Here is a 26,353-nt window from a genome sequence, read left to right as displayed (position 1 = left end):
TTTCACAAATTTCGCAAGAAAAAAAATAAACAAAAAGGGCTGGAAACGGATGTTTCCAGTCCTTTTGTCATGCTTGAATAACGAATTATTCAGAGAAGGTGAACGGAATCGTTACCGTAGTGTTGCCCGACTTGACCTTGCTGAAGGTCCAGCGCTTCACCGTATTCTTCACTGCATTGTCGAATTCACCGTAACCAGTGGTCGAGGATGCAATGGAGATGGAGATGATATCGCCACCCGGAGCAATGGTGAAGCGGAGCGTCACCTTACCGGCAAATCCCGGCTGCTTCTTCAAGTACTTATTGTAGATGTGACGCAGACCCGGCGTACGCTGACGGACAACCTTCATGATGTCTGCAGCAGAACGAGAGCCACCACCTGCACCCATGTCAATGTCACGGGCAGACGGAGTCTTGATCGTTCCCTTGGAGCGGGTAGCAATGCCACCGCCACCACCGCCGAGAAGGCTTCCGAGACCGTCACCGATACCACCGGAACCACCTTCTGCGTAGCCTTCGTTGAAGCCACCGTCAGCCTTACCGCGACGACCACCGAGAACGGTCTTACCCGTCGTCTGGAGACCTGCCACGTCCTTCAACACCTTGTTAATGTCCTTAGAGAACTTCTGGTCCTTCATAAGGTCATAAGCAGCGTAGTTGGACTTCGTAGTCTGAGCGGTGAGGAGCTTCAGCACGCCACGGGTCTGAGGAGCATTCGGCTGACCCTTTCCGCGCGGCTTACCGCCACCACCGGCCTTCTTACGAGGCTTCTTCGGTTCTTCTTTCTTCTTTTCTTCCTTCTTCTCTTCCTTCTTCTCTTCAATCTTCATGGTCGTCGTGAGTTCTTCGGCAGCGGTTTCTTCGAAGATGACTTCGTCAACCACGGCTTCATACATAGACGCCCAAAGAGATACAGAAAGAGCGACAACAAGAGAAATCAATGCGACACCCGCGAAGCGTTTGTCGGATTCCGGCATCAAGGAAGCAACAAACGGATCTACTTGCTTTTTCGTTTTTGCCATGATTATTCCTCCCCGCCGTTCTTCATGTTCACTGCGAAGGCAATGTTCGTATAGCCAGAGAAGCCGCACGTTGCCATCACCTTGTACATCACATCATAAGGGATGTTCTTGTCGATCTGGATAATGATATTACCCGCTTCATCAGCCGGAAGGCCAGCCTTCAAAGCGTGCTCACGTTCCGTTTCACGACGCAATTTCAAGACAGAGTCAACCTTAGCGATCAACAAGTCTTCCTGAGCCATCACGTCCGGAGTCGTCACAATCTTCTGATTATCGACCACCACGTGACCAGCGTCAACAACCACAGAAAGGGAAACTTCCTTCGCCTGCACCTTAGAGGTAGAAATCGGAAGGACAAGGTTTTCCGCCTGGGTAATCAACTGGCCTTCAGCGTCAAGGTTCTTGATAAGGAACACCAGAATGATGGTCATCATGTCCATCATGGAGGTGAGGGAGAACGGGACGTCTTCTGAATATTTACGAGTCTTACGTGCCATTATTAGCCTCCCAACTTTGCAAGGTTAACCTTGACAAAACCTGCGGACTTAGCGCGGTCCATCAGCTGGATGATCTTGTCGAACTGGACGTTATCGTTCGCCACGATAATGATGTTGTCCACGTCCTCAAGGTCAATGAAAGCCGTATGGATCTGGATGAGCTGCTTAGAGATTTCGTCATACGCAGAGAGCGGATAAACGACAAGCTTTGCAGCATCTTCCGGCTTCAGCTTACGGGTTGAGTTCTGTGCGAGAGTAGCGACACCAACACCTGCACCCGGTTTCTTGAGAGCTGCCGGCGGATTAATTCCACCTTCGCCTTCACCCACGAGAGCGAGGAAGTTGCTGTTACCATCGACCAGGACGCTATCCGGCTGGCCTTCAGACTGAGAGGTATAAATACCCCACATCAAACGACCTGCGTCTTCTTCCGAAGTCTTTTCAATCATATCTAATTCAATCGATTCGATGTCATAGATATACTTTTCTTTGTCCATTTCGCTGCCGTCTTTGCACTTCGGAGCAGAGCCGGAACTAATAGCCTTCTTTACGTCGTCTGCCGCATACTTGATAAGCTGGCCATCGGACTTGCAACGGAAAACCCAAAATTCCTTAAAGTAAACGTTGGGTTGGAAACCGCCGCGGGCACCGATAACGAGATACTCATCAGTAATGGCCAAGGACAGATTCAATGCTTGCTCATCTGGAGGTGGAGGAGTCTGGTCATCCATCTGCATCATAGAGCGTTCCGGAAGATTGACTTCAACAATTGCCAACTTCGAGAACGAGGTCATGGAGAGCAGCATCGGAATCAGAATTGTGAACAAGCCCATCGCCGGAAGCAAATCCGGTTCTTCGACTTTTCCTGATTTCTTGATTGCTTTTGCCATTTTAACTCCTATCTAATTAATTGTTCTTAACCAACAACAATTACGACAGGGCGTTGATGATCTTGAGTCCCTTTTCTTCCATTTCCTGAATGAGACGTTCGCTGTTCATATTGAGGATACCAACGATGACGAGCTGCGGAACTGCAGAAATCAGACCGAGGAGCGTGGTACCCATAGCGATAGCAATACCATCGGAAAGAGCCTTCGGACGTTCAGCAGCCGGCTTGTTAGCAACAGCGTCGAACGTGAAGATCAGACCGTAAATCGTACCCATAAGTCCGATCAACGTAGAGATGGAAGCCATAACGGAAATGATGGAAATATAACGAGTGAGACGCGGAGCTTCAGTGAGGAACACAGCATCGCAAGCGTTCACCATCGCTTCACGACCAGCATCGCGGTTGCTAACGATAGCAGCAACGACCTTAGCGATCGGGAGCTTGGAAGAGTTAGCGAGACTCAAAGCCTGGTCATACTGCTTAGCGCTGATGAGCTGGCCGAACTGGTTCAAGAACTTGCCGCGACCCTTTGCGCTCTTGATGAGAATGTAAACGATACGTTCAATCGAGAAACCGATACCGATTGCGAAGACGGCAAGAATGATCCACATAAACTGCCAACCAGAGTTCGCCGGGTTGAACGATTCAAGCATTTTAGACATTAGGATACTCCTTTTATACGAGTGATTTGTGATTGTTTCCTGTAAAGGCATATTTATTTTATTTTTGACGATTTGGGGTGCATTTACGCTGTAAAATTTTCATTACCCCAAATTAAAAAAGAAAAATCCCGCATTTGCGGGACTTTTCTCTTGTAAAAGATCGCTTTACTGAGCCTGAGCCGGGGCAGTAGCCGGAGTTGCCGAAGGCGGAGGAGCCAGCCGAGCCTGGAGTTCCTTGAGTTCAGCACGGAGCTTTTCGTTTTCAGCCTGTGCATCCTTCAAGATTTCCTGGTAAGTCGCAAGCTGTTCCTGCTTGGTCATGACCTTCGATGCGCGAACCTGTTCCAAGCGAGCCTTCATCTTGAAGTAGCTCGGATCCTGGAAGAGCTTGGAAGCATCAAACTTCGTGATCTTGATCTGAAGAGCTTCGTTCTGCTCGTCGAGGTTACGGAGCATGTCGTAGAGCTTCTGAGTCCACTGGTTATCGATACCATAGTGTTCAGAGGCGCGAATACCCGTTGCGCAACGCGGAACAGCAGCTTCGCGAGCAGCCTGAGAACGGCTAGACAATTCATCACGGTAGGCCTGGAGGTCTTCGCCAGCAGCGAATGCAGCGTCTTCCTTCGTCATGCCGTCGTATTCCACATACTGAGCCACGATTTCAGCACTATCCGGAAGCGGAGAGTTAGCGAAAGCATCACCCACTTCGACGAACACGGCACAACCCTGGTAGTACATTTCGATGTAGCCTTCTTCAGCGGCGATGACGTCGGCGTTGTAGAAGCCCTGGTCACGAGCGAGGTCGATGTTCTTCTGGAAGATCGGCTGAGCTTGATCGTAGTAACCCGGCAACTGCTGGACAATGCCGATGCGTTCCGCGAACTGTTCTTCATTCGTCTTACCGTTGAGTTCCTGTTCACGAATCTTGGCGGCCATCGTCACGAAGAGGAAGCCAATCTTGTTCGTGGCACGGAACGTCCACTGTTCAGATGCATAAGTAGCAGACTTCGAGTAGTGACCGACAGCGACCTTCAAGATTTCGGTGAGCTTCTTGACGGCTGCGTCCTTCTGCTTCTGCTTGCCAGAAACGGTGATTGCGTCCATCTTGGCGTATTCCATTTCGCCAAGGTAGTAAGCAGCTTCAGCCGGAACGCCCGGATCGGCATTCTTGATCTGAAGACCGTACTTGTCGTAAGCATCAAGAGTCTTCTTGTAGTAATCAGCAGCGTTCTTATCATCCTTGAGTTCGCGGTATGCACGAGCCGTTCCGATGTAAGCAGCGATGAGCTTTTCCTTATCAGAGGTATAGGTCTTTGCGAAGAAGATGTAAGCGTCAGCAGCTTCAGACCAGCGCTTTGCATTCTGGTAAGCAACCGGGATGCTGAACGCAGCGTCGAGAGCGTAGGAGCTCTTCGGGTAGTCGCGAACAAGGTCCTTCGAGCAGCGGATCGCTTCTTCCGGAAGCTTGGCTTCATCGTAAGTCAAGCAAGCACTATAGAGCATGCCCGGAGTCTTTTCGTGATCGTGATACTTTTTGTAAGCAATTTCGTAGGTCTGAGCGGCCATCTTCTTGTTCGGAATCGAGTCATAGGTAGCAGCGGCGAAGCCGATTGCTGCAAATGCCATCGAATCCTTTTCGAAGTTGTTCGTAATGAAGAGGAACGTCTGAGCGGCCTGTTCCGGCTTACCAGCCTTCTTATAAGCCATAGCCGCACGGAGGATACCCTTGATGGTGAGCGGCGAAGAACCGTAGTTCTTCGGAATCATCATGAAGGTCTGAGCGGCCTTATCGTAGTTGTTAGCCTTTTCGTAAGCGGTACCGGCTTCGAACACAGCCTTATCCGAGAAGGATTCCTTCGGATAGTGCTTGACGAGGTCCAAGTAAGCGACAGCACCCTGTTCGTACTGACCGTTCTTCACCGCCTTATCTGCCTTCTGGAAGAGTACAGCGGCGATGGAAGTGCGGATAATCTTAGCCATGGAGTCATTGCGAGTAGCCTTGACTTCGGTATACTGCTTCAAGAGCCATTCGAATTCCTTCTGAGATTCATCCAGTTCTTCGGATTCGAGGAGTGACTGAGCAAGCATACGGCTGATGAGCAAAATGTATTGGTTATTTGGATAGTTCGTCTTTAAAGCACGGAAGTCGATAACAGCCTGCTTGAACTGCTTAGCCTGATAGCGGACAATGGCTGCGTTGTAGGCAAGCTCCACTGCTTCCTTCTGCTTGCTGAACTTCTTCATGTACTTGTCCATCTGAGCAAAGTAAGCCTTGGTTTCCGGAAGATTGTAAGCCTTCACCGGATCATCGCCAGCCTTGTTCTTCTGGGCATCGGCACGAGCTCTATCCATCATGAGGACAGCGTTGTAACCCGCATCTTCCTTCTTGTACGGAGCAGCGGAACCGAGAGCGCGGCGACCATAGCGGTTCGTGTCTGCGTCCACGATTTTGTTAAACATGTCAGCCGCCTTGGCGAACTGGTTCATTTCCTGATAGACGAGAGCCAGGTTTGCAAAGACCTTGTATTCATCCCAAGACGGTTCAGCCTTGTAATGGCTCAAGAATTCGTTATAACCCTTGATAGCGATGTCATAGCGTTTCTTAGCACTTTCGGTGTCGCCCTGTTTCATGAGCTTAGCAGCCTGAGCGTGATCGTACTGCGGAATGTCGAGCATTGCAGAGCGGATAGCCTTTTCTGCGTTTTCGACAGACTTCGGATACTGCTTGTTCTTCTTGTACCAAGAAGAGTTCTTGCTGTAGCGCTTCACGACGAGCTTACGCTGTTCCTGAGCTTCATCAAACTTCTGCTGAATGATAAGGATTTCAACCATGGCGACGTCGGCGAGCGGAGCGTCCACGTAATCCGGGTTGATATCAAGCAAGTACTTGAAGGACTGCACGGCTTCTTCATTACGGTCGTGGTCCTTGTTTTTCATACCGATACGGTAGTAGAGGGAATCCTTGAACTGGACCTTCTTGTCTTTAAGGAACTTAGCGGCCACGCGGACACCGTCATCGATGTCAGAGAAGGAGGCTGCCATGAAGTCCATAGCTTCAAGACGCAAGTCGTTCGGATATTTACCCTTGTCGGAACCGTCGATGTAAACGAAATAGGTCTTTGCAGCCACTTCGTATTCGGCGATGTTGTAGTAAGATTCTGCCAAGTGGTACATGGCAAGAGCGGCTTCCTTACCCGTGAGGTTTTCAAAGCCGGTCACGCGCTTGTAAGCATCGATAGCTTCGCGGAATTTACGGTTCATGAAGTGGTATTCCGCAATACGGAGCCAGGTCTTCGGAACGAGACCGTTGTCCGGGAATTCCTTCACGAGACGCATGCGGAGCTTGTAAGCCTTTTCTTCTTCGCCACTTGCTTCATAGACGAAGGAAGCCTGATACATCACGTTCGGCGTTCTGGTTTCCTTCGGATACTTATCAATGTATTCGAGGAAGTAGCCGAGAGACTTGGAGTGATCGACCTTCGGGCCCGATCCGAGGTTCTGGCACTTAGCCGGTTCGTTATCACGGTCTTCGCACCATGCCACGTTTTCTTCATACTGGGCCATAGCATCGACCTGGAGCTTTTCTTCCAAGCGATACTGGTAGTTACCGAGCTGCTGAAGCGCGCTAGCGCAACGAGAGCTCTGCTTACCCTTACAGCGATCGACCTGCGTACGCCACTGCTTAATAGCGGCCTGCATTTCGTTTTCATCCATACCACCTGAGCGGCATGCCTGCTGAGCCTGGGTTTTTAAAAGGTTATAGGAACTTGCGCACTGTTTGTAACCAGACGAGCCCTTCTTCATCGCCTTACATTTGGCGAGCATGGTCTTCGCTTCTTTCGTTTTATCTTTACACGGATCTGCGTAAGTCACACCGGCAAAGGTGAAAAGCGTCAAAGCGACCAGAAATAGTTTTTTCATTTGAATTTTCTACCTATCAGCTTTTTAAAACAAGGACAGACCCGGAATGACCAGGTCTATCCCCTTTTGTTTAACTTATTCCAAATCGTCCAACTCTTCCAATTCCTGGAGTTCCTGAGAGTTAGCACCACCAACAGAACCACCACCGCTTTCAGCCTTCTTGGTCTTTACAGTAGCCAAGGTAAAGCCTGCATCTTCGAGGACGCGCTTACGGTTGGATTCAAAGCGATCACTCTGCTGAGAACGAGCCATGAACTTAGCGTAATCGTCAATCGCTTCGTTTGCCTTATCGAAGTCAGGACGGAGCTGATCGCGCTTCATCTGGACACGCGGGGTCGGGAGCTGACGAGAAAGATCGAGAGCCTTGGCCTGCACGCTGTCGAAGTGAGCTTCGTTGTCTTCGTAAGCCTTACGAGCGCTGTCACGAGCAGCCATCGAAACGACCGGTTTTTCGGTGAGCTTTTCAGCGTTGCTCAAAGACTTTTCTGCGTTATTGTAATCCTTCTTCATGTAGAAGCAGTAACCTTCAACAAGGTAAGCTTCAGAGAGAAGGAAGGAATCCGGCATATTCTTGATGATCCACTGAGCATATTTGAGAGCTTCATCCGGCTTGTTAACCTTGAGGAAGGACCAGCCCAGAGCCAGCATCGCTTCATCGTAGACCGGAGAACCCGGCTTCACCTGACCATAGAGACCAGCAGCTTCCGGAATGTTCGCATTTTCGCCAGAGAAGTAGATATGGCCAAGCTTCACCTTAGCAGCATCCTGGAGATCCAATTCAGACTGGTTGGATGCCGGTTGGTCGATGATGTCGCGGAAACAGTTTTCAGCTTCGTCCCATTTACCCATACGGCTGTTAGCAATACCCATTGTGTAACGAGCATAGAAGTAGTTTGCGTTACCCGGAAGAATTGCAGAGAGCAGGTCGATGGTTTCCTGATAGAGACCCTGTTCGAACTTGATCTGACCTGCAATATAGTCAGCGTCAGCCTTGACATCGCTTTCGCTGAAGTGCTGGACGATGTACTGATACTTCACCATTGCGTCGTTATACTTGCCTTCCTTATAGTCGATGTTCATCAACTGGAAGTGATACTTAGCGCGTTGGTCACTCTGCGGATAACGCTTCACAGCGTCATCGTAGACAGCCTTGGCGGCCTTATGCATACGCATATTTTCAAAGGACTTGCCCTTGTAGAAAGCAGCCTGGTCCACCAAGTGGAATGCCGGATACTTCGTCTGAACCTTACCGAAGGCATAAGCAGCTTCGAGGAACTGACGGTTCAAGTAAAGACGCATAGCGGCGCGGTAATCGTTTTCCGGTTCAATCTTCAAACGACGATAACGATCTTCGCCGATGTTTTCTTCACGGGTATTACCGAAGCGGGTCGTGAGCTTCACAGCCCAGATAAAGCCGCGGTTCTTCTTTTCCACGATATCATCGTGAGACATTTCAAGGTCAAGTGCGACATAACGGAAAATCGTCACGTCCTTCACATTCACCGTAGCGCCAAGCACCGGGTAGCCTTCCTTCGTGAAACGAAGACGGACGCCCAAGTGAGAGCTCAAGTAGTAGGTCAACGTGAAGCTCGTTTCGAGATTCATGCCGTCGCCACCTTCTTCATCATCGTGCAGAACGTCGATGACAGAGAATTCAGCCTTCGCTTCGAACATGCGGTTGAAGCCGCGATAGAACAAAGTGAAGTTCAGGTTGCTCGGAACCTTATAGGATTCGTCTGCACCCATGAAAACGAAGTGATAAGAATCGTTATCGGCTTCCGTGCTAATTGCCGGAGCAACCGCGTTCTGGAATGCAATACCGAGAGTCAAGCTACCGAAACGGGAGTTGTTAATCGGATTCCAGCTGATACCCACATCCGCGCCCAAGGTCAACTGCTTGTTCATGTCGAACTGGTTGATCTGGAGGATTGAGAGGTCAACGCCCAAGGCCAAGCAGTGCATGAGGCGGTAAGCGTAACCGAGCATATAGGCGTTTTCAACGTAGGAATAACCACCATCCACATCGGCACCGTTTTCGAAGAAGCTAATACCGAACGTGTGATCGTAGCCAACCGGAATCGTCAAAGATCCGTATTCCTGAGAGGCTTCGCCGCTGATGGTGCTGAAGTAGCCGATAGAAAGTTCAATCTGATCGGTTTCGGCAATACCAGCCGGATTCACATACATAGCCGTGTTGTTGCTTCCAAATTCGCCAAACCAGTCATTCTGCTGGTACTTGTGCGGAGCGTACGACGGAGAAGCAAACGCTGCACTCGTGCAGATAAGCCCAACGGCTGTTGTCTTGATGAAGCTAAAGCGTGTCATCGTCTAACCTTCTCCTTACTTGATATCCGTACGGGTAAATTCAATGCGACGGTTCTGAGCGCGGCCTTCTGCAGTCTTGTTAGAAGCCTTCGGCTGAGTATCGCCAGCACCGCGGGTCACCATACGATTTTCAGCAATGCCGTTGTCAACAAGGAACTTCTTCACTGCTTCAGCGCGTTCCGCAGAGAGCTTCTTGTTCTTTTCAGCGCTACCGACGTTATCGGTATGACCCACAATTTCAAATGTCGTTTCCGGGAATGCTTCCATGATGTCGACAACCTTGCGGAGGGAAACATCGGAATCCTGCGTGATAGAAGCCTTGCCAGATTCGAAGTTCACGCCTTCGAGAACGAAGACCTTCTTCGGCGGAACCGGAACTTCATCCGGGCAACCGTCTTCATCCTTATAACCGTTCAACGATTCTGCGTTATCCGGGCAAGCGTCAGCACCCTTACAGGTGTGAGCGTACTTGTCGAGGAGACCGCTAGCTTCAACCCAAGGATCGCAAACGCCATCACGGTCGTTATCCGGATCCGGGCAACCATCGTCGTCCTGGAATCCATCGACGTCTTCTGCATCTTCCGGGCAGTTATCAATGCCGGCGCAGACTGCGGAATACTTTTCAGACTGGTTTTCTTCGGAAACCCACGGATCGCAAAGACCATCGCCATCCGTATCCGGATTACGAGTTTCGTTCACAACTTCTTCCTTTTCCGGAACGACGTCATGAGCGAGAAGACCGATGTCGAGCTTGCCCTTACCACGCTTGAGCATCGGAGACTTAGAGTTGCAGTAGAAGTTCGGTTCGCCGAGAGACGGGTTGATGAACTTCGGGTCCAAAGAAACGTTCGTGCGGTTCACCTTGATGAAACGGTTGAACGGGTAGTAGTTCTTGTAGATGTTGTTGTATTCGATCTTCGTCTGACCGGCGGCCGGGTCAGCGAACACACCGTAATAGTGGTTTTCCATGAAGATGTTGTTACGAGCCACAATGTTCGACGGGCCCTTCAGAGCGAGGCCCGAGTAACCGTTGCGGAGAACGACGTTCTGTTCGACATACGCATCGAGAGATTTGGCGCCCCATGCGAGAATGCCGGACCAGCGGTTGCCGTAAACAACGTTGTTGCGGAGATTCGGGAGAGAGATGAAGGCTGCGATACCGGTTGCCTTGTTGTCCATCACGTAGCAGTGGTGGATGTACGGGGCTGCGTTTTCGCAAAGGATACCTTCCATGCCGTTTCGGATGGTGAAATGGGACATTTCAGCGCCCGAAGTACCCATCACGGTCGGACCGCGACGGCCACCATCGATGATTGTTGAGAGAGGGTCTTCACCCTTCAGAACAACACCCATGACGAGGGTAATGTTTTCGTTGTAGGTCCCGCGCTTGACGAAAATCGTATCGCCAGCGTCTGCGTTACCGAGAGCGTCCGCAATCTTATCGTAATCGCCCGGCACATTGATCGCCTTTGCCGATGCGTATCCCGAAAAGAGCATAGCCCCAGCAAGAACTACGAATACTTTCTTTAGGGTCATACTGCTAGATTTCTCCAATCATGAAACATAAATTCTTCACATCCATGGGATATGGGACAGGGGAACCACACCCTGTGCACCAAATCACAACGTGGAATATACCTTCAAAAAGAGCTTTAGTCAAACACTTTTAATGATAAATCTTTGAAAAAAAGCGCAAATTAAAGGGCACATCCACGCGTGGAGGCCGTTTTTTAGGATGCAGCACCTTCTTCTTCAGGTTTCTTTCCTTCGCCTTCTTTCTTCACACCTTGAATCGAGACACGAAGGTCTTGGCAAGTACGCTTAATGTCCTGGAGGACTTTACGTGCGCGGGTTCCCGCCGATTTGTTGCCTTTTTCGAACTTTTCATACTCGCGCTTGAAAGCTTCGAGCTCCTGTTCCAGTTGCTGAACCAAGTCCATAAGAAACTCCCTTGAATAAAGATTCTTTGGGAAAATAAATAAAGTTTTGGGCAAAATTCCGCAGCGGAGTAAAAAATTTCTTTACACATAAGGAAAACCGCCCTTGCCAAGGCGGTTTGTTATTCTTTTTTTACAAAACGACGTGTTTTGCAAGAATTTCGAGGGCTTTTCGTCCCGGCACCCCCATGTCGCGGGTAAAGTCCGTGACAAACATGCGAATGTGCTGTTCAATAACGGAATCGTCCGGGATCTGAGCCATTTTCCGAATAAAATCCGTGACGAGGTTCAAACGAGAATGCGCCGAGGCAAGACTTTCGCGAATTTCTGCTTCGACCGCTTGGATCGTGGACTGCCCCAGGGATTTTTTGGCGACGGAGCAGCCGAGCGGTATCGGAGAAGCCGTTTCAGCTTCCCAGAAGGCGCCCAAATCCATTAAAAGTCCAAGGCCGTCTCGTTGCCAGGTAAAGCGTTTTTCGTGGATCACGACGCCCTGAGCGTTTTTGCCGTTCAAAAGGCCATCATAGACCTCGTTGAAGAAGGCGTAAGAGACTTGAGGCGTTTTTCCGCCCTGCGTTTTGGCGTACCAAAAGCGGAAAAGAAGCGAAGCGGTCGTATTTTTGCCCGGCAAGACCGTTTCTTTGTCGTTTTGAAATGCGGCGGGATTCTTCGCGGAGAGCAGAAGCGGGCCACAACCGTACCCCATGGCTCCGCCACAGGGCAAAAGTTGATAATCCTTTTGAACAAGCGGTAAAACGCCGCAGCTGACCTTTGCCACGTCAAGTTCCCCACGAAGAACCTTTTCGTTCAAGGTCTGCACATCGGCAAAGGTGACGTCCCAGGTCAATTTTGAGCCTGGAATACCGTGGACTAAAGCCTCATAAATAAAGGTATCGTTCGGACAGGTAGAAATTCCTAAACGAAGCCGAGTCATTTTACGGCCTCGATAATCGGATTCAATACCGAGCTTTGCAAGTTCAAAAGCGACTGTTCGATGTTCCAACGGGTTTCGTCGAGATCACCGGTCAAGTTGCTGACCGTTCGAATTTCAAAAATCTGAATTCCGAGGGTTTGGGCGAGCATGAATGCGGCGACGCCTTCCATGGCTTCGATTTTTGCTCCGTAGAACTTGGCGCGGTATTCAAGCACCTGCTTGCTCGAAGTCATGGTGTTTACAGACATGCCGCGCACGCCCGGAAGCGAAGCGATTTCTTTGGGGGCGAACTTTTTAGGAGTCGCCTTGACGATTTGCGGTTTTGGGAAATAAGACTGGAATTCATCCTTATTCCAATAGCCAATATCGCCTGTGCATTCTTCATCGACGCGGACGATGTCTGCCGTTTGAAGACCGCTAAACGGCAACGCACCTGCGATGCCCGCGATGATGACCCGAGAATAAGATTTTGTACAAATTAACTTCGTGAGATTTCCGACGAAGTTCACAATGCCGATGCCGACGCAAGCCACATCAAACAAGGCATTCTGCGCGTACGGTTCTTCAACCGTTTTGCTGTACGGAACCTTGGGATAAAGAATTTTCCATTCTTGCGGAGACGGAATCGCGATTAGCGTTTTCGACTTGCGCATGGATTAATCCAAGAAATTTTCGACTTGAGGAAGCAGTTCGGATTCGAAAGAAGAAACGCGTCCGAGATCGATATTCCAGGGGCGGTCCACTTCGCAACGAGCCGATGCAACTGCGGTTGCCTTGGCGAGGCGTTCTGCAACGGAAAGTCCGAGGAAGTCGGCAGCGAGCCAGCCTGCGAGGAAGGCGTCTCCTGCTCCGATGTCATTCACCACCTTTACCTGCGGCGGTTGAAGGCTTACGCCCATGAACTTACCTTCTTCACGGTAGAATGCGTGAATCGGAGCGTCTTCATCGGTCACGACAAGATTTGTAATCGGCAAGCGTTCGAGAAGAGTCGAAGCCGTCATCTTCCAGAACTGCGGACTCGAAGTAATCTGTGGAATGCCGAAGCGCTGCAAGAGCTTGCAGTACTCGTCCAAATTGATTTTGAGAAGTTCCACACCATGTTCAAGCCAACCGTCAATGCCTTCGACGGCGTCGACAAAAAGACGCTTGCCTTCCAGGTCGAGCTTGCAAAGATTTTCCATTTGGAAGCCCACCGGTGACGAGCCACAGAGAGCCACGTTCAAAACGTCGCTCCAAACTTCGCCGACCGTCTGCAAGAAGTCCTTGTTTTCGGATTCGGTGATTTTGGGGGACGGTTCAATGAGTTCCGTGGTGTCGCCCTTGGAGACGATTGTGGTGCACATACGCGTTGCGGCACCGATCCAAATCGGGAGCTGACGAATGCCCGAAGCCGCGACTTCATCGCAGATCGAAACACTGCGGTCTCCGCCGAGGAAATGCGCGAGGATAAAATCCCCGCCAAGCATACGGAGAACACGAGCGCAGTTGATACCCTTGCCCGAAGCAAATTCTTCGACCTTGGAAAGGCGGTTTACTTCCCCAGGCTTGAATTCATCCAGGAGAAATAAACGTTGCCAAGTCGGATTGAGTCCGAGTATCAGGGTATCATGGGCCATTAGAAATTAACCTTGAAGAAGTTGCGCTTACCGACCTGAACCAAAAGCTTGTCGTCACCGGCAATCTTCACTTCGGCCATCGGATCGGCGAGTTTTTCGCCTGCGATCTTGACTCCACCGTTCTGCACCATGCGGCGAGCTTCACCCTTGGAAGCGAACGCCTTGATGGAAACGAGAAGGTCAAGAGCCTTGTAATCACCGGCTTCCACCTTACATTCCTTGGCGTCGGACGGGATAGCGTTACCGCTGTGGATTTCCTTTTCCTTTGTGGCAGCAGCTTCGGCGGCTTCCTTGCCGTAATACTGGGCGACGATGTCCTTGGCGAGACGATCCTTGGCGACGTTCGGATTGAGAGCGCCGGAAGCGACATCTGCCATCATCTTCTTAATTTCTTCCATCGGGATATCGGTCAAAAGTTCGTACCAGTTTTCGACGATGGAATCGGCGAGATTGTAAATCTTGTGGTACATGACGTCAGCCGGTTCGTTCACGCCGACGTAGTTACCGAGGCTCTTGCTCATTTTGGACTTGCCGTCCGTGCCGAGAAGAATCGGCATGAACATACCTATCTGGAGAGGCATGCCTTCGTACATCTGAAGGTCACGGCCCCGGCAAACGTTAAACTTCTGGTCGGTACCGCCGAGTTCGACGTCGCTTTTGATGGCTACAGAGTCATAGCCCTGCATCATCGGATACATGAATTCATGCAGGCTGATCGGGCTGTTAGAAGCATAGCGGTTGTGGAAGTCTTCGCGTTCGAGCATCTGGGCGACCGTAAACTGGCCCATGAGTTCCGTCACCTTGGAGAACGGAAGCTTGGAGAACCATTCGCCGTTATAATGGATTTCGACGCGGTCTTCACGGACAACGCGGAAGAACTGCTGCTGATATTCCTTTGCGTTTTCCAAAACCTGTTCGTGAGAAAGACGCGGACGAGCTTTGTTACGGCCTGACGGGTCACCGATCTGGGCTGTATAGTCGCCGACGATCAAAACGACAGTATGGCCTAGATCCTGGAACTGGCGAAGCTTGCGCATCACGACGGTGTGGCCGAGATGAACATCCGGAGCGGTCGGATCGACGCCGAGCTTGATACGAAGAGGAATTCCCGTTTCATAAGACTTTTGGAGCTTCTGTTCGAGTTCGTCGGCCGGGATGATTTCCGCAACGCCGCGGAGCAAGATGTCCATTTGGTCTTTTACAGGAGGAAATTGCATAGTTGTTTAATCCTTTGGAAGATTTCCATTTTTAATGTAGAAAAATTTTGTTCTGAGAATCCCTTTGGGGCAAAGGACGGAAATTTCGCCAAATTTTGCGAATTCGTTTAAAAAAATTCCATCAAAAAGGAATAGTTCTTCATTATGTGACTCTTTTTGGGCTCAATATAAAAATCATTGAAACGACATCTCGACCATTTTAAAGAGAATCGTGCGTTTTTAGTATTTTAAGCGCCATGACACAGTTTGAACGTCTTCAATTTTTAACGGATCTTCTTTTAAAAGAATATCCGAGCGATATGCTCCAAAAAAATCCCGACAACGAGCAGGAATTGTTTCAGGTGTACCGTTCCCTCGTGAACGTGCGCCAGCCGAAAAAGGCTCCCGATGGATTTTTGGAAGTTGAACGCGGCCAACAATCAGATGCTCGGCTGTTTTTCGCCCTGTCACCTTTGCATAGACAACTGCATTCACACTTTTGCAGGGATTGAACTACGCAACGCCTGTTTTCGCGTGATTCAAAAGCTCGGACACGAAGAAGAAACCGGAGACGCGCAGATGACGCCCGCTTACAACCTTCCCGCCAAGTTCGTTCTGCTCACGCCAGGCCCGATTGTACACGGCATTTTAACGCCCACGCACAAGGCTTTACTCGCGAGTTCTTACCGCAACTGCATCCAGCTCGCCGAGAAAAACGGCTGTAAAAGCATTGCATTCTGCTGTATTTCGACAGGCGTCTTTGGGTTCCCCAAAAATGAAGCTTGTAAGATTGCCGTGCGCACGGTTTTAGAGCATAAGAAGCCAGAAACCCAAGTGATTTTTAACGTTTTCGGCGACGACGACTACGCCCGTTACAAGCAGGAACTTTCGTAAGCGATGATTTTGCAAACGGGCATGCACATGGACATTCCGGCGTTCTTTTCCACATGGTTTGTGAACCGTTTGATAGAAGGCTTTGTGCTTGTCCGCAGCCCGTACAATCCACAGCTCGTAACGAAGTACATCATTTCTTTATCGATCTTTAGGCAAAGGTTTTGCGGAACTTTCCGGAAACTTCGAGCGTTGCGTTAAACGACCCAGTTACCCTTGCAAAAGAATTTGTGCGGATCGGGAAAAAGTTTGACATTCGCATTCAGAGCTGTGCCGAAGGAAAGCATTTGGCGTCTTACGGCGTGGACATGAGCGGTTGCATGGAAACTGCTTTTGACGGATAAAATCCATACAGCGAGCCAATCTTCATGGAAACATTTGCAAACAGGACTTTTTAATTAGGCATTTCCAAGATTCTTTTTTTTATTAGATTATTTCTATGAAAATCAAGCACCTCTTTTTTGCAGCGAGTCTGATTGCCTGTGCAACGGTCGCTTTTGCCGAAGGTTCTCGGGAAATTCCGGTAAACCGTGGCGCAAACGAGACCGCCGTTTCGTTTGGATATTCCGCAGAATCTAATTCGCAGTTTTATCCCCGTTGGTTTACAGCCGGTGTCCGTGTTTCTGGTGGCTTTTTTAGCTTTATCGGCAAAGAAGCGGATTATGTCGGCTGGAAGCATCCGGGTTCCGCTGTGGATGTCGGACCCGTTTTCCGCTTTCGTTTGAACCGTATTTTTGAAATCGATCCGGCCATTTCTTTTGCCTATCGCTATCACAAGTACAATAGGGACGAATATTCCTTGAAATTTCAGGAATATTTGATCCAGATTCCGGTGGTCGCCCGTGCAAACGTCTATGACGGATTCTTTGTGGGTGCAGGCATCCAGCTTTCCCCGATTGTTTATTCGAAAAATAAAGCGACCTCTTACGGATTCCCGACGGAATTCAATTCTTCGAATCCGGAATTCGGCGGAATTTTTGAACTGGGCTATGCCTTTACGCATTTTGCGATTGATGCGCGCCTTTATGCAGCGGCAACGGATTATTCCGATAATGATATCATCGGTGTGTGGAAAGGTTTGACTTACCGTCCACTCGTCGTTTCCCTTGGCGCCACCTATCTCTTTTAATTTGAGGAAATCATCATGGAAAAACTTTGCATTACCTCTCTTATCGCCTCTTCCCTCGTATTTTTCGGATGCGCCGCATCTGTCGTGGAACAGAAGGGTGCCGAACTCCAGCAGTTTCCGCAGGCTGAACAGCTGAAGGTTAAGACGGCTCGCACTTTGATGCTCCGCACCGAAACCCAGAACAAAAACTGCGACGTCACCACGTTCCTCCAGATTATGTCGGAACGCAATCCAGACATTCAGAACATCATCGACGTGCATTATTCCCAGACGGAAATGAACGATAAAACCGAATGTTCTTACTGGGGCATTGGCGTGACCTATGAAGGTGTTGAAACCTCTATCGCTCCGATGGCTTCTTTTGCAAAACCGATCAAGGATACGACTGCGGCTCAGTCTGCAGATACCACCAAAGTCACTGAAGGCGCAAAGGAAGAAGTGAAGGAGGCTCCGGCAAAAGAAGCAACCCCAACGGATTCGTTGAAGGCTACAACCGCCCAAGCAAAAGAAGAGGCTCCGGCAGAAGCGCCCGCTGACAGGGTGAAGAACGAAACGGCTCCAGTCACAGAAGCTGCCCCGGCGGATACCGCTAAGGCTACGGTTGAAACAGCACCGACAACGACTCAGCCCGCCGCTCCGGCCGATTCCACGAAGAAATAATTTTTTGAAGTTCAAAAGAAAAGATCTCGCAAATGCGAGGTCTTTTCTTTTTGAACTTAAGGATACTTTGGAGATTCCGTAATAGAAGTCTGACGCTATTAAGCAAAACGTTTGGGGTTAATACCAAGCATTTTAATCTTATAGCCGAGGATTCGCTGGGTCGTTGCCAAAGCTCTTGCCGCAGGCGCCACCTTACCTTTCGCGCTCTTGAGAGCGTCACAGATAATGTCGCGTTCATAGGTTTCGACCATGCTTTTCAAATCTCCACGGACCGGTGCGCCTGTCGATTCTGCGGTTTGCAATGTCGATGGCAAATGGTGCGGATAAATGACGTTTCCTTCGGCGACAAGAACAGCTCGTTCTATACAGTTTTCCAGTTCACGCACGTTACCTGCCCAATGATAACTCATGAGCATGTCGATCGTACCCGTGGAAAGACGGCGAATGTCCTTGCCGAGCATCTTGTTGTAGCGATCGAGGAAGTAGTCCGCGAGGAGCACGATATCGCTCTTACGCTTGCGCAGAGGCGGAACGTAAATCGGGAAAATGTGCAGGCGGTAGTAAAGGTCTTCTCGGAACTTTCCTTCACGGACCATCTGCTGCAAATCCTTGTTCGTAGCCGCAACGACGCGGATATTCACACGGATTGTTTTATTTCCTCCGACACGCTCGAATTCATGTTCCTGAAGCACGCGGAGAAGCTTGATCTGGAGCGATGCGGAGATTTCCCCGATTTCATCGAGGAAGATAGTGCCGCCGTCTGCCATTTCGAAGCGGCCCTTGTGTTCAGCGATTGCACCGGTGAACGCTCCCTTTTCATGACCGAAGAGTTCACTTTCGATGATGTTTTCTGGGAGAGCGGCACAGTGCACGCGGACAAACGGACCATTGGCGCGGTCGGAGTTGTAGTGGATTGCCTGGGCGACGAGTTCCTTACCGGTACCCGTTTCGCCGAGGATCAAAACCGTTGAGGGGCTTTTAGCAACGCGAGCGATCTGATCGTAAACCACTTGCATTTCGCGGGAGTTTCCGACGATGTTCGACGGGCGAAAACGATCTTTCAATTCCGAACGGAGTCTTTCGTTTTCTGCCTGGAGAATTTCCGTTTCTTCTTCTGCCTGTCGGCGAAGCTTCACAGCAGAGGCAATCATCATGGCAATGATTTCGAGCAGTCGAAGGTCGTCATCGAGCTGGTCAGAAGTCGGATTGAATTCGTCAACACTCAAAGCTCCCACGACTTCTTTTTCAATCGAAATCGGAACGCAGATAAAGCCTTTTTCTGCAGACTTTCCACGTCCTGTACGGTCGAGGAAGCGAGGATCCTTGGTCACGTCTGGAACAACAATCGGCTTGCCGGTTTCCACGACTTTACCCGTGATGCCTTCACCCACTTTGTAACGTCCCTTCTTCGTTTGAAGCGGAGAAAGTCCCGTAGCGAGTTCGATAGAGATTTCACCCGTTTGACGGTTGTACAAAGTCACCGTCGCATGTTTGAATCCCATGTAATCGCCGAGCGTGTTCATCACCGGACGCAGGACATTGCGCATGTCCATGCTTTCGTCAAGGATTTGGCCTACTCGATAAAGTAATTCCAGTTCCTTTATCTTTTGATCGTCTTTCGTTGCCATTTATCCTCTCTTAGTTTAAAAGTGTTCTGATGATACCGTTTGCAACGTGTTTGCCATCAGTAATGGCTCTCACGACAAGCGATTGTCCAGTAGCACAGTCTCCTGCAATATACACACCTTTAGCCGAAGTCATACCTGTCGAATCGCGGAAAATGCGTCCACGTTCGTCGGTTCTGAGGTTAAATGCGTTCACAATTTCCGGAATGGCGTGTCCGACGAAGCCCATAGCAAGCAAAACGAGGTCCGCCTGGAGAATAAATTCGCCATCCTTCTTCGGAACATTGTACATGCGACCATCTTCACCCCGGAGCCATTCGATTTCGGAGCAACGAAGCGCTTTGACCTTTCCGTTTTCTCCGATCGCTTCGAGAGTGTTGATATTCCACTTACGGCTGCAGCCTTCCTTGTGGGAAGCGGATTCCTTGAAGATGCGCGGCCATTCCGGCCACGGGTTGTCCGCAGCTCGCTTCATCGGAGCGTTTGGCATGATTTCAATCTGCATCACGTCGGCAGCACCCTGACGGATGGCTGTACCGATACAGTTTGCACCCGTATCACCGCCACCGATGACAACTACGTGCTTATCCTTAGCGCACTTGGTTTCATCGAATTCAAAGATTTCACCGCCGTTGATGCGATTCTGCTGAGTCAAGTAATCCACGGCAAAGTGGATGCCCGAAAGTTCGCGGCCCGGAACCTTCAAGTCTCGCGGCGCGCGAGAGCCGCAGCAGAGAACGATCGCATCGTTTCCGCGCAAGAGATATTCCGGAGAAATGTCCTTCCCGATGCGGACGTTCATTTCAAAGCGAACGCCTGCGGCCTTCATCAGTTCCACGCGGCGTTCAACGACCGTTTTCGGAAGACGGAAGTCCGGGATACCATAGCGCATGAATCCGCCGACATGTTCCGCAACTTCGTACACGGTCACGTTGATGCCGGCACGGTTCAAATATTCTGCGCAAGAAAGGCCGGAAGGACCCGAGCCGATGACGGCGACGCGCTTGTTTGTGCGGACCAGCGGAAGGTTCGGACGGACCCAACCATTTTCGTAACCGGTTTCGATTACGCGGTGTTCAATTTCACGGTTCGTCACAGAGTCACCGTCCTTGCCGTTCACGCAAGAGCCTTCGCAAAGGGCCGGGCAGACGATACCGGTGAATTCCGGGAACGGGCTCGTGTCGAGCAAAAGGTCCAAAGCCTTGTGCCATTGTCCACGGGAAACCGCATGGTTGATTTCTGGAATCACGTTCAAAAGCGGACAACCATAATTGTGGCAGAAAGGAACGCCGCAGTTCATGCAACGCTTTGCCTGTTCCACAACCTGTTCCTGGGTCATTTCCTTAGCGGTCTTGTTGTAGTCGCGAATTCTTTCTTCGACCGGGCGTTCTTCCGCATTGCGACGCGGAATCTCCAGAAACGGTTTTGATAAAGTCGTCATCGTTTGTCTCCTTATCCGCGATTCTGATTCTTCATGTTGCTAAGTGCGCGGCGATATTCCATCGGGAACACCTTCACAAAGAGTTCGCGTTCCAGATCCCAGTTGGCGAGAATTCTCTTCGCCTTCGGGCTGCCCGTGTACTTTGCATGGTTTTCAATCAGCTGCTTGAGCTCCGTTTCGTCTTCTTCGTTCAGCGGATCTAGGTCGATCATTTCGGTGTTGCAGACGCTGTCAAAACGACCGTCTTCATCGTAGACGTAAGCGATACCTCCGCTCATGCCTGCGCCGAAGTTGATGCCGGTCGGTCCAAGGACCACCACGCGGCCACCCGTCATGTATTCACAACCGTGATCGCCGACGCCTTCGACAACAGCGAGAGCACCGCTGTTACGGATACCGAAACGTTCGCCAACTCGACCGTTCAAGTAAACTTCACCCGACGTTGCACCGTACAGAATCACGTTACCACCGATTACGTTATCTTCCGGAGCGAAGGTGCTTTCCTTCGGCGGACGCACAATGATCTTTGCACCAGAAAGGCCCTTGCCGATGTAGTCGTTCGCTTCACCTTCCAAATCGATCGTGAGACCGTGAGCGGCGAATGCACCAAGGCTCTGGCCTGCAGAACCCTTGAGGTGGATCGTAATCGTATCATCCGGAAGGCCCGCGTAGCCGTACTTCTTTGCGATGCGGCTCGAAATGATCGTTCCAAAAGTACGGTTCGTATTGTGAATCGGAAGATTCAGCGTCACCGGCTGCTTCGTTTCGATGGAGCTTTCGACCGTCTTGAGAATTTCGTAGTCGAAGGCACCTTCGAGGCCCGTTTCCTGCCGCATCGTGCAGCGGACTTCGTCGCTCTTTTCCGATGCGCGGTAAAGGATTCCGGAGTAGTCCAAGCCCTGAGCCTTCCAGAAGTCGATCGCCTTGTTCATTTCAAGAAGATCGCTGCGGCCAATCATTTCGTTGAAGGTGCGGAAGCCGAGCTGAGCCATGTAATGACGGACTTCTTCTGCGACAAAAGTCAGGTACTGGATAATGTGTTCCGGAGTGCCCTTGAAACGCTTGCGGAGTTCCGGATCCTGCGTTGCAACGCCGACGGGGCAAGTGTTCGAGTGACATTGGCGCATCATCACGCAGCCGAGAACCACGAGAATGGCCGTTGCAAAGCCAAATTCTTCTGCACCGAGAAGCGCACCAATCACCACATCACGACCCGTTTTCATTTGACCGTCGACCTGAAGGCGCACACGGCTACGAAGCTTATTCAACACGAGCGTCGTCTGGGCTTCGGAAAGACCAAGTTCCCACGGAACACCGGCGTGCTTCACGGACGACACCGGAGAAGCACCCGTACCGCCATCGTAACCGGAAATCAAAATCATATCGGCACGAGCCTTGGCAACACCAGCGGCAACCGTACCCACGCCCACTTCCGACACGAGCTTCACAGAAATGCGAGCCTTGTCGTTTGCATTGCGCAAGTCGAAGATCAACTGTGCAATGTCTTCGATCGAGTAAATATCGTGATGCGGAGGCGGGCTGATCAGGGTCACGCCCGGAGTCGAATGACGCACGCGAGCGATCTGTTCACTGACCTTGTGACCCGGCAGCTGACCACCTTCACCCGGTTTTGCACCCTGAGCGATCTTGATCTGAAGTTCGCTTGCATTCACCAGGTATTCGTCAGTCACGCCAAAGCGGCCACTTGCCACCTGCTTTGTAGCGCTCGAAAGGGAGTCTCCATTCGGCAGCGGAATGTAACGCGCCGGATCTTCACCACCTTCTCCGCTATTGCTACGGGCACCGATACGGTTCATCGCGATTGCGATCGATTCGTGCGCTTCATTCGAAATAGCACCGTAGCTCATCGCGCCCGTCACAAATCGTTTCATGATTTCCGAAGCCGGTTCCACTTCATCGAGAGGAATCGCAACCGTCTTCTTGAACGTGAAGAGGCCGCGAAGAGTACTCTGATACTTTAACTGATTATTGATCCGTTCTGCATAGGAATCGTAACGTTTCTGATTTCCAGTGCGAACTGCAATCTGCAAATCCGCAATCGCTGCCGGAGTCCAAAGGTGACGTTCGCCATCCTTGCGCAAACGGTATTCACCACCAGGCGGAAGAATCGGGCTGTGGCTTTCGATTGCCGCACGCCAGCGCATCAGCACTTCCTTCGCAATTTCTTCCATACCGACACCGCCAACGCGACTTGCCGTACCCGTAAAGTACTTGTCGACGACATCCTTCGCGATACCGACAATTTCAAAGACCTGAGCGTTTCGATAGCTGCGGAGCGTCGAAATGCCCATACGACTCATGATTTTCTTCAAGCCCTTGTTCATCGCATCGATGTAATGTTCCACGGCTTCCGTCACACCGAGCGGCTTATCGAGTTCCTGCGAACGGCTCATGTGAGCGATCGATTCGAAAGCGAGATACGGGTTGATCGCCGTCGCACCGAAACCGAGCAGGCTCGCCACGTGCATCACTTCGCGAGCTTCACCCGTTTCAAGAATCAGGCCGCAGCTCGTGCGGATGCCCTCACGGGAAAGATGCTGGTTCACCGCTGACACGGCGAGGATCGCCGGAATCGGGGCGAATTCATCCGGGAGATCCTTATCGCTCAAGATAATGATCTTATTTCCATGGCGAACTTCTTCTTCTGCCTTTTTGCAAAGATCCGTCAAAGCCTGTTCCAAAAGCTTTCCTGCAGAAAGGGAATCGGAAAGCACCGGGAAGCCCATCTGCACCGTAGCGCTCTTGAAGTCCTGCTGCGACAGGGAGCGAAGGCGTCCCAAGTCTTCGTTCGAAAGCACCGGATAACGGAACTTGAGCAAGCGCGCCTGGGAAGGTTCTTCGGCGAGGAAGTTGTCATGAATGCCGAGAAACGTCATGAGGCTCATCACGAGTTCTTCACGAATCGGATCGATCGGTGGGTTCGTCACCTGGGCGAAGAGCTGCTTAAAGTACCAGTAAAGCAACTGCGGTTTTTCGGAGAGAACGGCAAGAGGCTGGTCAGCGCCCATTGAACCGATCGGTTCCACGCCATTCGAAGCCATGGAATTCAAAATGAAGTCCATATCTTCACGGGTGTAGCCAAAAAGCTTCTGACGCTTCATCAAAGTTTCTTCATTCACAGCAACTTCGCCGACTGCGTTGAAGAAGCCGTGGATGTCGATGTGGTTTTCCTTGACCCAGCGGCGATACGGTTCCTTGCGGGCAAAGCGAGTCTTTACTGCCTTATCCTTGTAGAAACGACCCGTCTTGAGGTTAATGAGGAGCATCTGACCTGGACGGAGAGAGCCCTTTTCCGCCACGTCTTCCGGAGCAATGTCCAAGACGCCCGATTCCGAAGCGAACACCATGAAGTTGTTCTTCAAAATCGTATAACGTGCCGGACGGAGACCGTTTCTGTCGAGAGTTGCACCGACCCATTCGCCATCGGTAAAGGCGACGGCTGCCGGGCCATCCCACGGTTCCATGATACCGGCATGGTATTCGAAGAAGCCCCGCACATCCGGGCCCATCGCATGCTTTTTGCCCCAAGCCTGCGGCATGAGCATCATCATCGAATGACCGACTTCACGACCGCCGAGAGTCAAAAGTTCAAGGACATTATCCAAGTTGCCCGAGTCGCTCGAACCCTTTTCGAGAATCGGCATGAGCTTCTTGATATCGCTTCCGAAGAGCGGCGATTCCAAATTCTTTTCACGAGCCTTCATCCAGTTGCGGTTACCGCGGATCGTGTTGATTTCACCGTTGTGCGCCATGTAGCGGAACGGCTGGGCAAGCGGCCAGCTCGGGAAGGTATTCGTGGAATAGCGCTGATGCACAACAGCAACAGCACTTTCAAAATTTTCATCGTTCAGGTCCGGATAAAAGACCGGAACCTGCGGGCCTGTCATCATGCCCTTGTAAACGATGGTGCGGGCAGAAAGGCTTGCCACGTAGAAACCGTCGGCGCCATCGGCTTCGAGACCCGATTCATGTTCTGCGCGCTTGCGGATCACGAGAAGAGCGCGTTCCAAAGATTCGCCCGTCAAATCCTTTGTGGACTGCAAGAAGATCTGAGCGATGAACGGCATTTCTGCGCGGGCAGATTCTCCGATCGAAGAAGCCACCACTGGAACGTCTCGGCTTTCGAGAACTTCGAAATTTTCTTCCTTCGCAATCTTTTCGATGAGAGCCATTACATCGCTGCGCTTCTTTTCGTTCTGTGGAAGGAAGAGCATACCGACACCGTAATGGCCGAGTTCCGGAAGATTCATCTTCAAAGATTTCTTAAAAAAGTTATCCGGAATCTGGACGAGCAAACCGGCACCGTCACCGGTATTGACGTCTGCACCCGTAGCACCTCTGTGGAGGAGGTTGCAAAGTACCTTCACGCCTTTCTCAACGATTCCGTGTTCTCGATTGCCATTCATGTTCAGGACAAAACCGACACCACACGCGTCGTGTTCGTTCTGCGGGTTGTATAGACCTTGAGCCTTCATATGTCTCCTTCGTCATCAAAGTGGCTACATCGCCACCTCAATCGTACAGGAAAAAATTATTCGCTCAAAGATTTCGGGTAAAGGGTTTTGGAAATTTTCAACCGACAAAAATGTAACACAAGTATCAGAATGTTACAAAAATGTTGTTTCATTTTTGGAAAAATTTTTGCGTGCTTTTTAAACAAAATCGGCGAAATTAATATCAAAATCGCCAATTTTTAAATATAGAATTATACGTAATAGTCTTTTTTGTCGAATATAACAGTCCCCCCAAAAAAATTTGTCGACTTCTCAGTACACGAATTTCGCAATCAAAAATCCGACTCTTGTCGACACAATCACGCGCGTCAAAACGCCCAAAAGAACCGGGCCTTCAATGTCCAGAGTATAAGCCAGCGGAAGCACCGAAACGACCAAATTTACCCCATTTCAATCTACTCTTTTTTGAAAAAGGAAAAGGCTTTTCTTGCATTCCCTACAAACCCCTCTAGAATTGATGCTTGTAAGCCACGAAATCGCCGTCAAAGGTCGCATAGTTAGTGGCGAATATATGGCTTAATATAAGACATAAATTCAGCGCGCGTCTTTTCGTCGGTCTTAAAACGTCCCAAAAGTTGCGTCGTGACCATCGATGCGCCCGGTTTTTTGACGCCACGCATGGTCATGCACATGTGGCTCGCTTCGAGAACGACCGCAACGCCTCTCGGTTGCAGGACCTTCTGGATGAGTTCCGCTATCTGGCGCGTCATCCGTTCCTGAATCTGCGGAAAGCGCGCATAGAATTCAACGACACGAGGAATCTTGGAAAGGCCGACCACGCAATCGCCAGGGATATACGCCACGTGGGCGCAACCCGTAAACGGCAAAAAGTGGTGTTCGCACATGCTTGCAAATTCGATGTTCGGCACGACGATCATTTCGTCGTATTTTTCATGGAAACGGGTCTTGAGAATATCTTCCGCCTTGGTGTCGCCGGAAAGACCCGTCATGAGCTCTTGATACATCTTCGCGACACGCTTCGGAGTATCAATGAGACCTTCACGGTGAATGTCTTCGCCCATACCTTCCAAAATCATGCGGAAGCCGTCTTCCATCATCTTTAGATTCATCATG

The 26,353-nt window shown here is 50.5% G+C and carries 20 protein-coding genes and 1 pseudogene; 4 read left to right on the top strand and 17 right to left on the bottom strand.

Annotated features, from left to right (window positions below; translation table 11 throughout):
- Positions 1–85: 85 nt before the first annotated feature.
- The 12 genes from MR847_RS07270 to tyrS all read right to left on the bottom strand — a co-directional run bounded on the left by MR847_RS07270 (position 86) and on the right by tyrS (position 15,019).
- Positions 86–1,021, bottom strand: a complete 936-nt coding sequence (locus MR847_RS07270; protein WP_100424768.1) for an AgmX/PglI C-terminal domain-containing protein — start codon at positions 1,019–1,021, stop codon at positions 86–88.
- A gap of 2 nt (positions 1,022–1,023) precedes the next feature.
- A complete protein-coding gene (locus tag MR847_RS07265; RefSeq protein ID WP_287723374.1) occupies positions 1,024–1,518 on the bottom strand; it encodes an ExbD/TolR family protein in 495 nt (164 codons plus the stop codon).
- Positions 1,519–1,520: 2 nt separating this feature from the next.
- The gene (locus MR847_RS07260) at positions 1,521–2,408 is read right to left on the bottom strand and encodes an ExbD/TolR family protein (RefSeq protein ID WP_100424770.1); all 888 of its coding nucleotides are present in this window, start codon (positions 2,406–2,408) and stop codon (positions 1,521–1,523) included.
- A gap of 40 nt (positions 2,409–2,448) precedes the next feature.
- Positions 2,449–3,069 carry a MotA/TolQ/ExbB proton channel family protein gene (locus tag MR847_RS07255; RefSeq protein ID WP_100424771.1) on the bottom strand — a complete coding sequence of 207 codons (621 nt, stop codon included), beginning with the start codon at positions 3,067–3,069 and terminating at the stop codon, positions 2,449–2,451.
- 165 nt (positions 3,070–3,234) lie between these two features.
- Positions 3,235–6,990, bottom strand: a complete 3,756-nt coding sequence (locus MR847_RS07250; RefSeq protein ID WP_100424772.1) for a tetratricopeptide repeat protein — start codon at positions 6,988–6,990, stop codon at positions 3,235–3,237.
- 75 nt (positions 6,991–7,065) lie between these two features.
- The gene (locus MR847_RS07245; protein WP_100424773.1) at positions 7,066–9,315 is read right to left on the bottom strand and encodes a tetratricopeptide repeat protein; all 2,250 of its coding nucleotides are present in this window, start codon (positions 9,313–9,315) and stop codon (positions 7,066–7,068) included.
- Between the two features lie 15 nt (positions 9,316–9,330).
- Positions 9,331–10,851: an OmpA family protein gene (locus MR847_RS07240; RefSeq protein ID WP_241899422.1), complete on the bottom strand. Its 1,521-nt coding sequence runs from the start codon at positions 10,849–10,851 to the stop codon at positions 9,331–9,333.
- Between the two features lie 194 nt (positions 10,852–11,045).
- Entirely contained in the window at positions 11,046–11,255 is a 210-nt protein-coding gene (locus MR847_RS07235; RefSeq protein ID WP_100424775.1) for a BF3379 family histone-like protein, read from the bottom strand.
- Positions 11,256–11,385: 130 nt separating this feature from the next.
- The gene (locus tag MR847_RS07230; RefSeq protein WP_287723371.1) at positions 11,386–12,255 is read right to left on the bottom strand and encodes a 1,4-dihydroxy-6-naphtoate synthase; all 870 of its coding nucleotides are present in this window, start codon (positions 12,253–12,255) and stop codon (positions 11,386–11,388) included.
- Positions 12,183–12,839 (bottom strand): phosphorylase family protein, encoded by a 657-nt coding sequence (locus MR847_RS07225; RefSeq protein ID WP_106519963.1) that lies wholly within the window; start codon positions 12,837–12,839, stop codon positions 12,183–12,185. The genes MR847_RS07230 and MR847_RS07225 overlap by 73 nt, the downstream gene beginning before the upstream one ends.
- Positions 12,840–12,842: 3 nt before the next feature.
- Positions 12,843–13,802: a 1-phosphofructokinase family hexose kinase gene (locus tag MR847_RS07220; protein ID WP_100424778.1), complete on the bottom strand. Its 960-nt coding sequence runs from the start codon at positions 13,800–13,802 to the stop codon at positions 12,843–12,845.
- Positions 13,802–15,019, bottom strand: a complete 1,218-nt coding sequence (gene tyrS / locus MR847_RS07215; protein ID WP_106519962.1) for a tyrosine--tRNA ligase — start codon at positions 15,017–15,019, stop codon at positions 13,802–13,804. Before tyrS ends, MR847_RS07220 begins: the two co-directional genes overlap by 1 nt.
- Positions 15,020–15,255: 236 nt before the next feature.
- On the opposite strand from tyrS, the pseudogene MR847_RS07210 reads away from it, so the two are divergent.
- The 4 genes and pseudogenes from MR847_RS07210 (at position 15,256) to MR847_RS07195 (ending at position 17,678) form a co-directional block, all read left to right on the top strand.
- Positions 15,256–15,892 (top strand): annotated as a pseudogene (locus MR847_RS07210) (macro domain-containing protein).
- Between the two features lie 3 nt (positions 15,893–15,895).
- Positions 15,896–16,090 carry a DUF1848 family protein gene (locus MR847_RS07205; RefSeq protein WP_287723368.1) on the top strand — a complete coding sequence of 65 codons (195 nt, stop codon included), beginning with the start codon at positions 15,896–15,898 and terminating at the stop codon, positions 16,088–16,090.
- Between the two features lie 238 nt (positions 16,091–16,328).
- Positions 16,329–17,018 (top strand): outer membrane beta-barrel protein, encoded by a 690-nt coding sequence (locus MR847_RS07200; RefSeq protein WP_287723367.1) that lies wholly within the window; start codon positions 16,329–16,331, stop codon positions 17,016–17,018.
- Between the two features lie 15 nt (positions 17,019–17,033).
- Positions 17,034–17,678, top strand: a complete 645-nt coding sequence (locus MR847_RS07195; protein ID WP_287723366.1) for a hypothetical protein — start codon at positions 17,034–17,036, stop codon at positions 17,676–17,678.
- Between the two features lie 98 nt (positions 17,679–17,776).
- Here MR847_RS07195 and nifA read toward each other — a convergent pair whose 3' ends face one another.
- From nifA to folE, 5 genes are all read right to left on the bottom strand, one after another.
- Positions 17,777–19,306: a nif-specific transcriptional activator NifA gene (nifA, locus tag MR847_RS07190; protein WP_287723364.1), complete on the bottom strand. Its 1,530-nt coding sequence runs from the start codon at positions 19,304–19,306 to the stop codon at positions 17,777–17,779.
- Between the two features lie 10 nt (positions 19,307–19,316).
- A complete protein-coding gene (locus MR847_RS07185; protein WP_287723363.1) occupies positions 19,317–20,744 on the bottom strand; it encodes a glutamate synthase subunit beta in 1,428 nt (475 codons plus the stop codon).
- An 11-nt stretch (positions 20,745–20,755) separates the two neighbouring features.
- Positions 20,756–25,240, bottom strand: coding sequence for a glutamate synthase large subunit (gene gltB, locus MR847_RS07180; RefSeq protein WP_287723361.1), 4,485 nt, complete (start codon positions 25,238–25,240; stop codon positions 20,756–20,758).
- Positions 25,241–25,531: 291 nt separating this feature from the next.
- Positions 25,532–25,657 (bottom strand): hypothetical protein, encoded by a 126-nt coding sequence (locus MR847_RS07175; protein ID WP_287723360.1) that lies wholly within the window; start codon positions 25,655–25,657, stop codon positions 25,532–25,534.
- Between the two features lie 119 nt (positions 25,658–25,776).
- A complete protein-coding gene (gene folE / locus MR847_RS07170) occupies positions 25,777–26,349 on the bottom strand; it encodes a GTP cyclohydrolase I FolE (protein WP_407718848.1) in 573 nt (190 codons plus the stop codon).
- Positions 26,350–26,353: the final 4 nt, after the last annotated feature.

The sequence above is a fragment of the Hallerella sp. genome (assembly GCF_022776125.1).
Lineage (GTDB): Bacteria > Fibrobacterota > Fibrobacteria > Fibrobacterales > Fibrobacteraceae > Hallerella > Hallerella succinigenes.
Note: the sequence above shows the minus strand (reverse complement) of the source record. Positions and strands in the feature narration are given on the sequence as shown.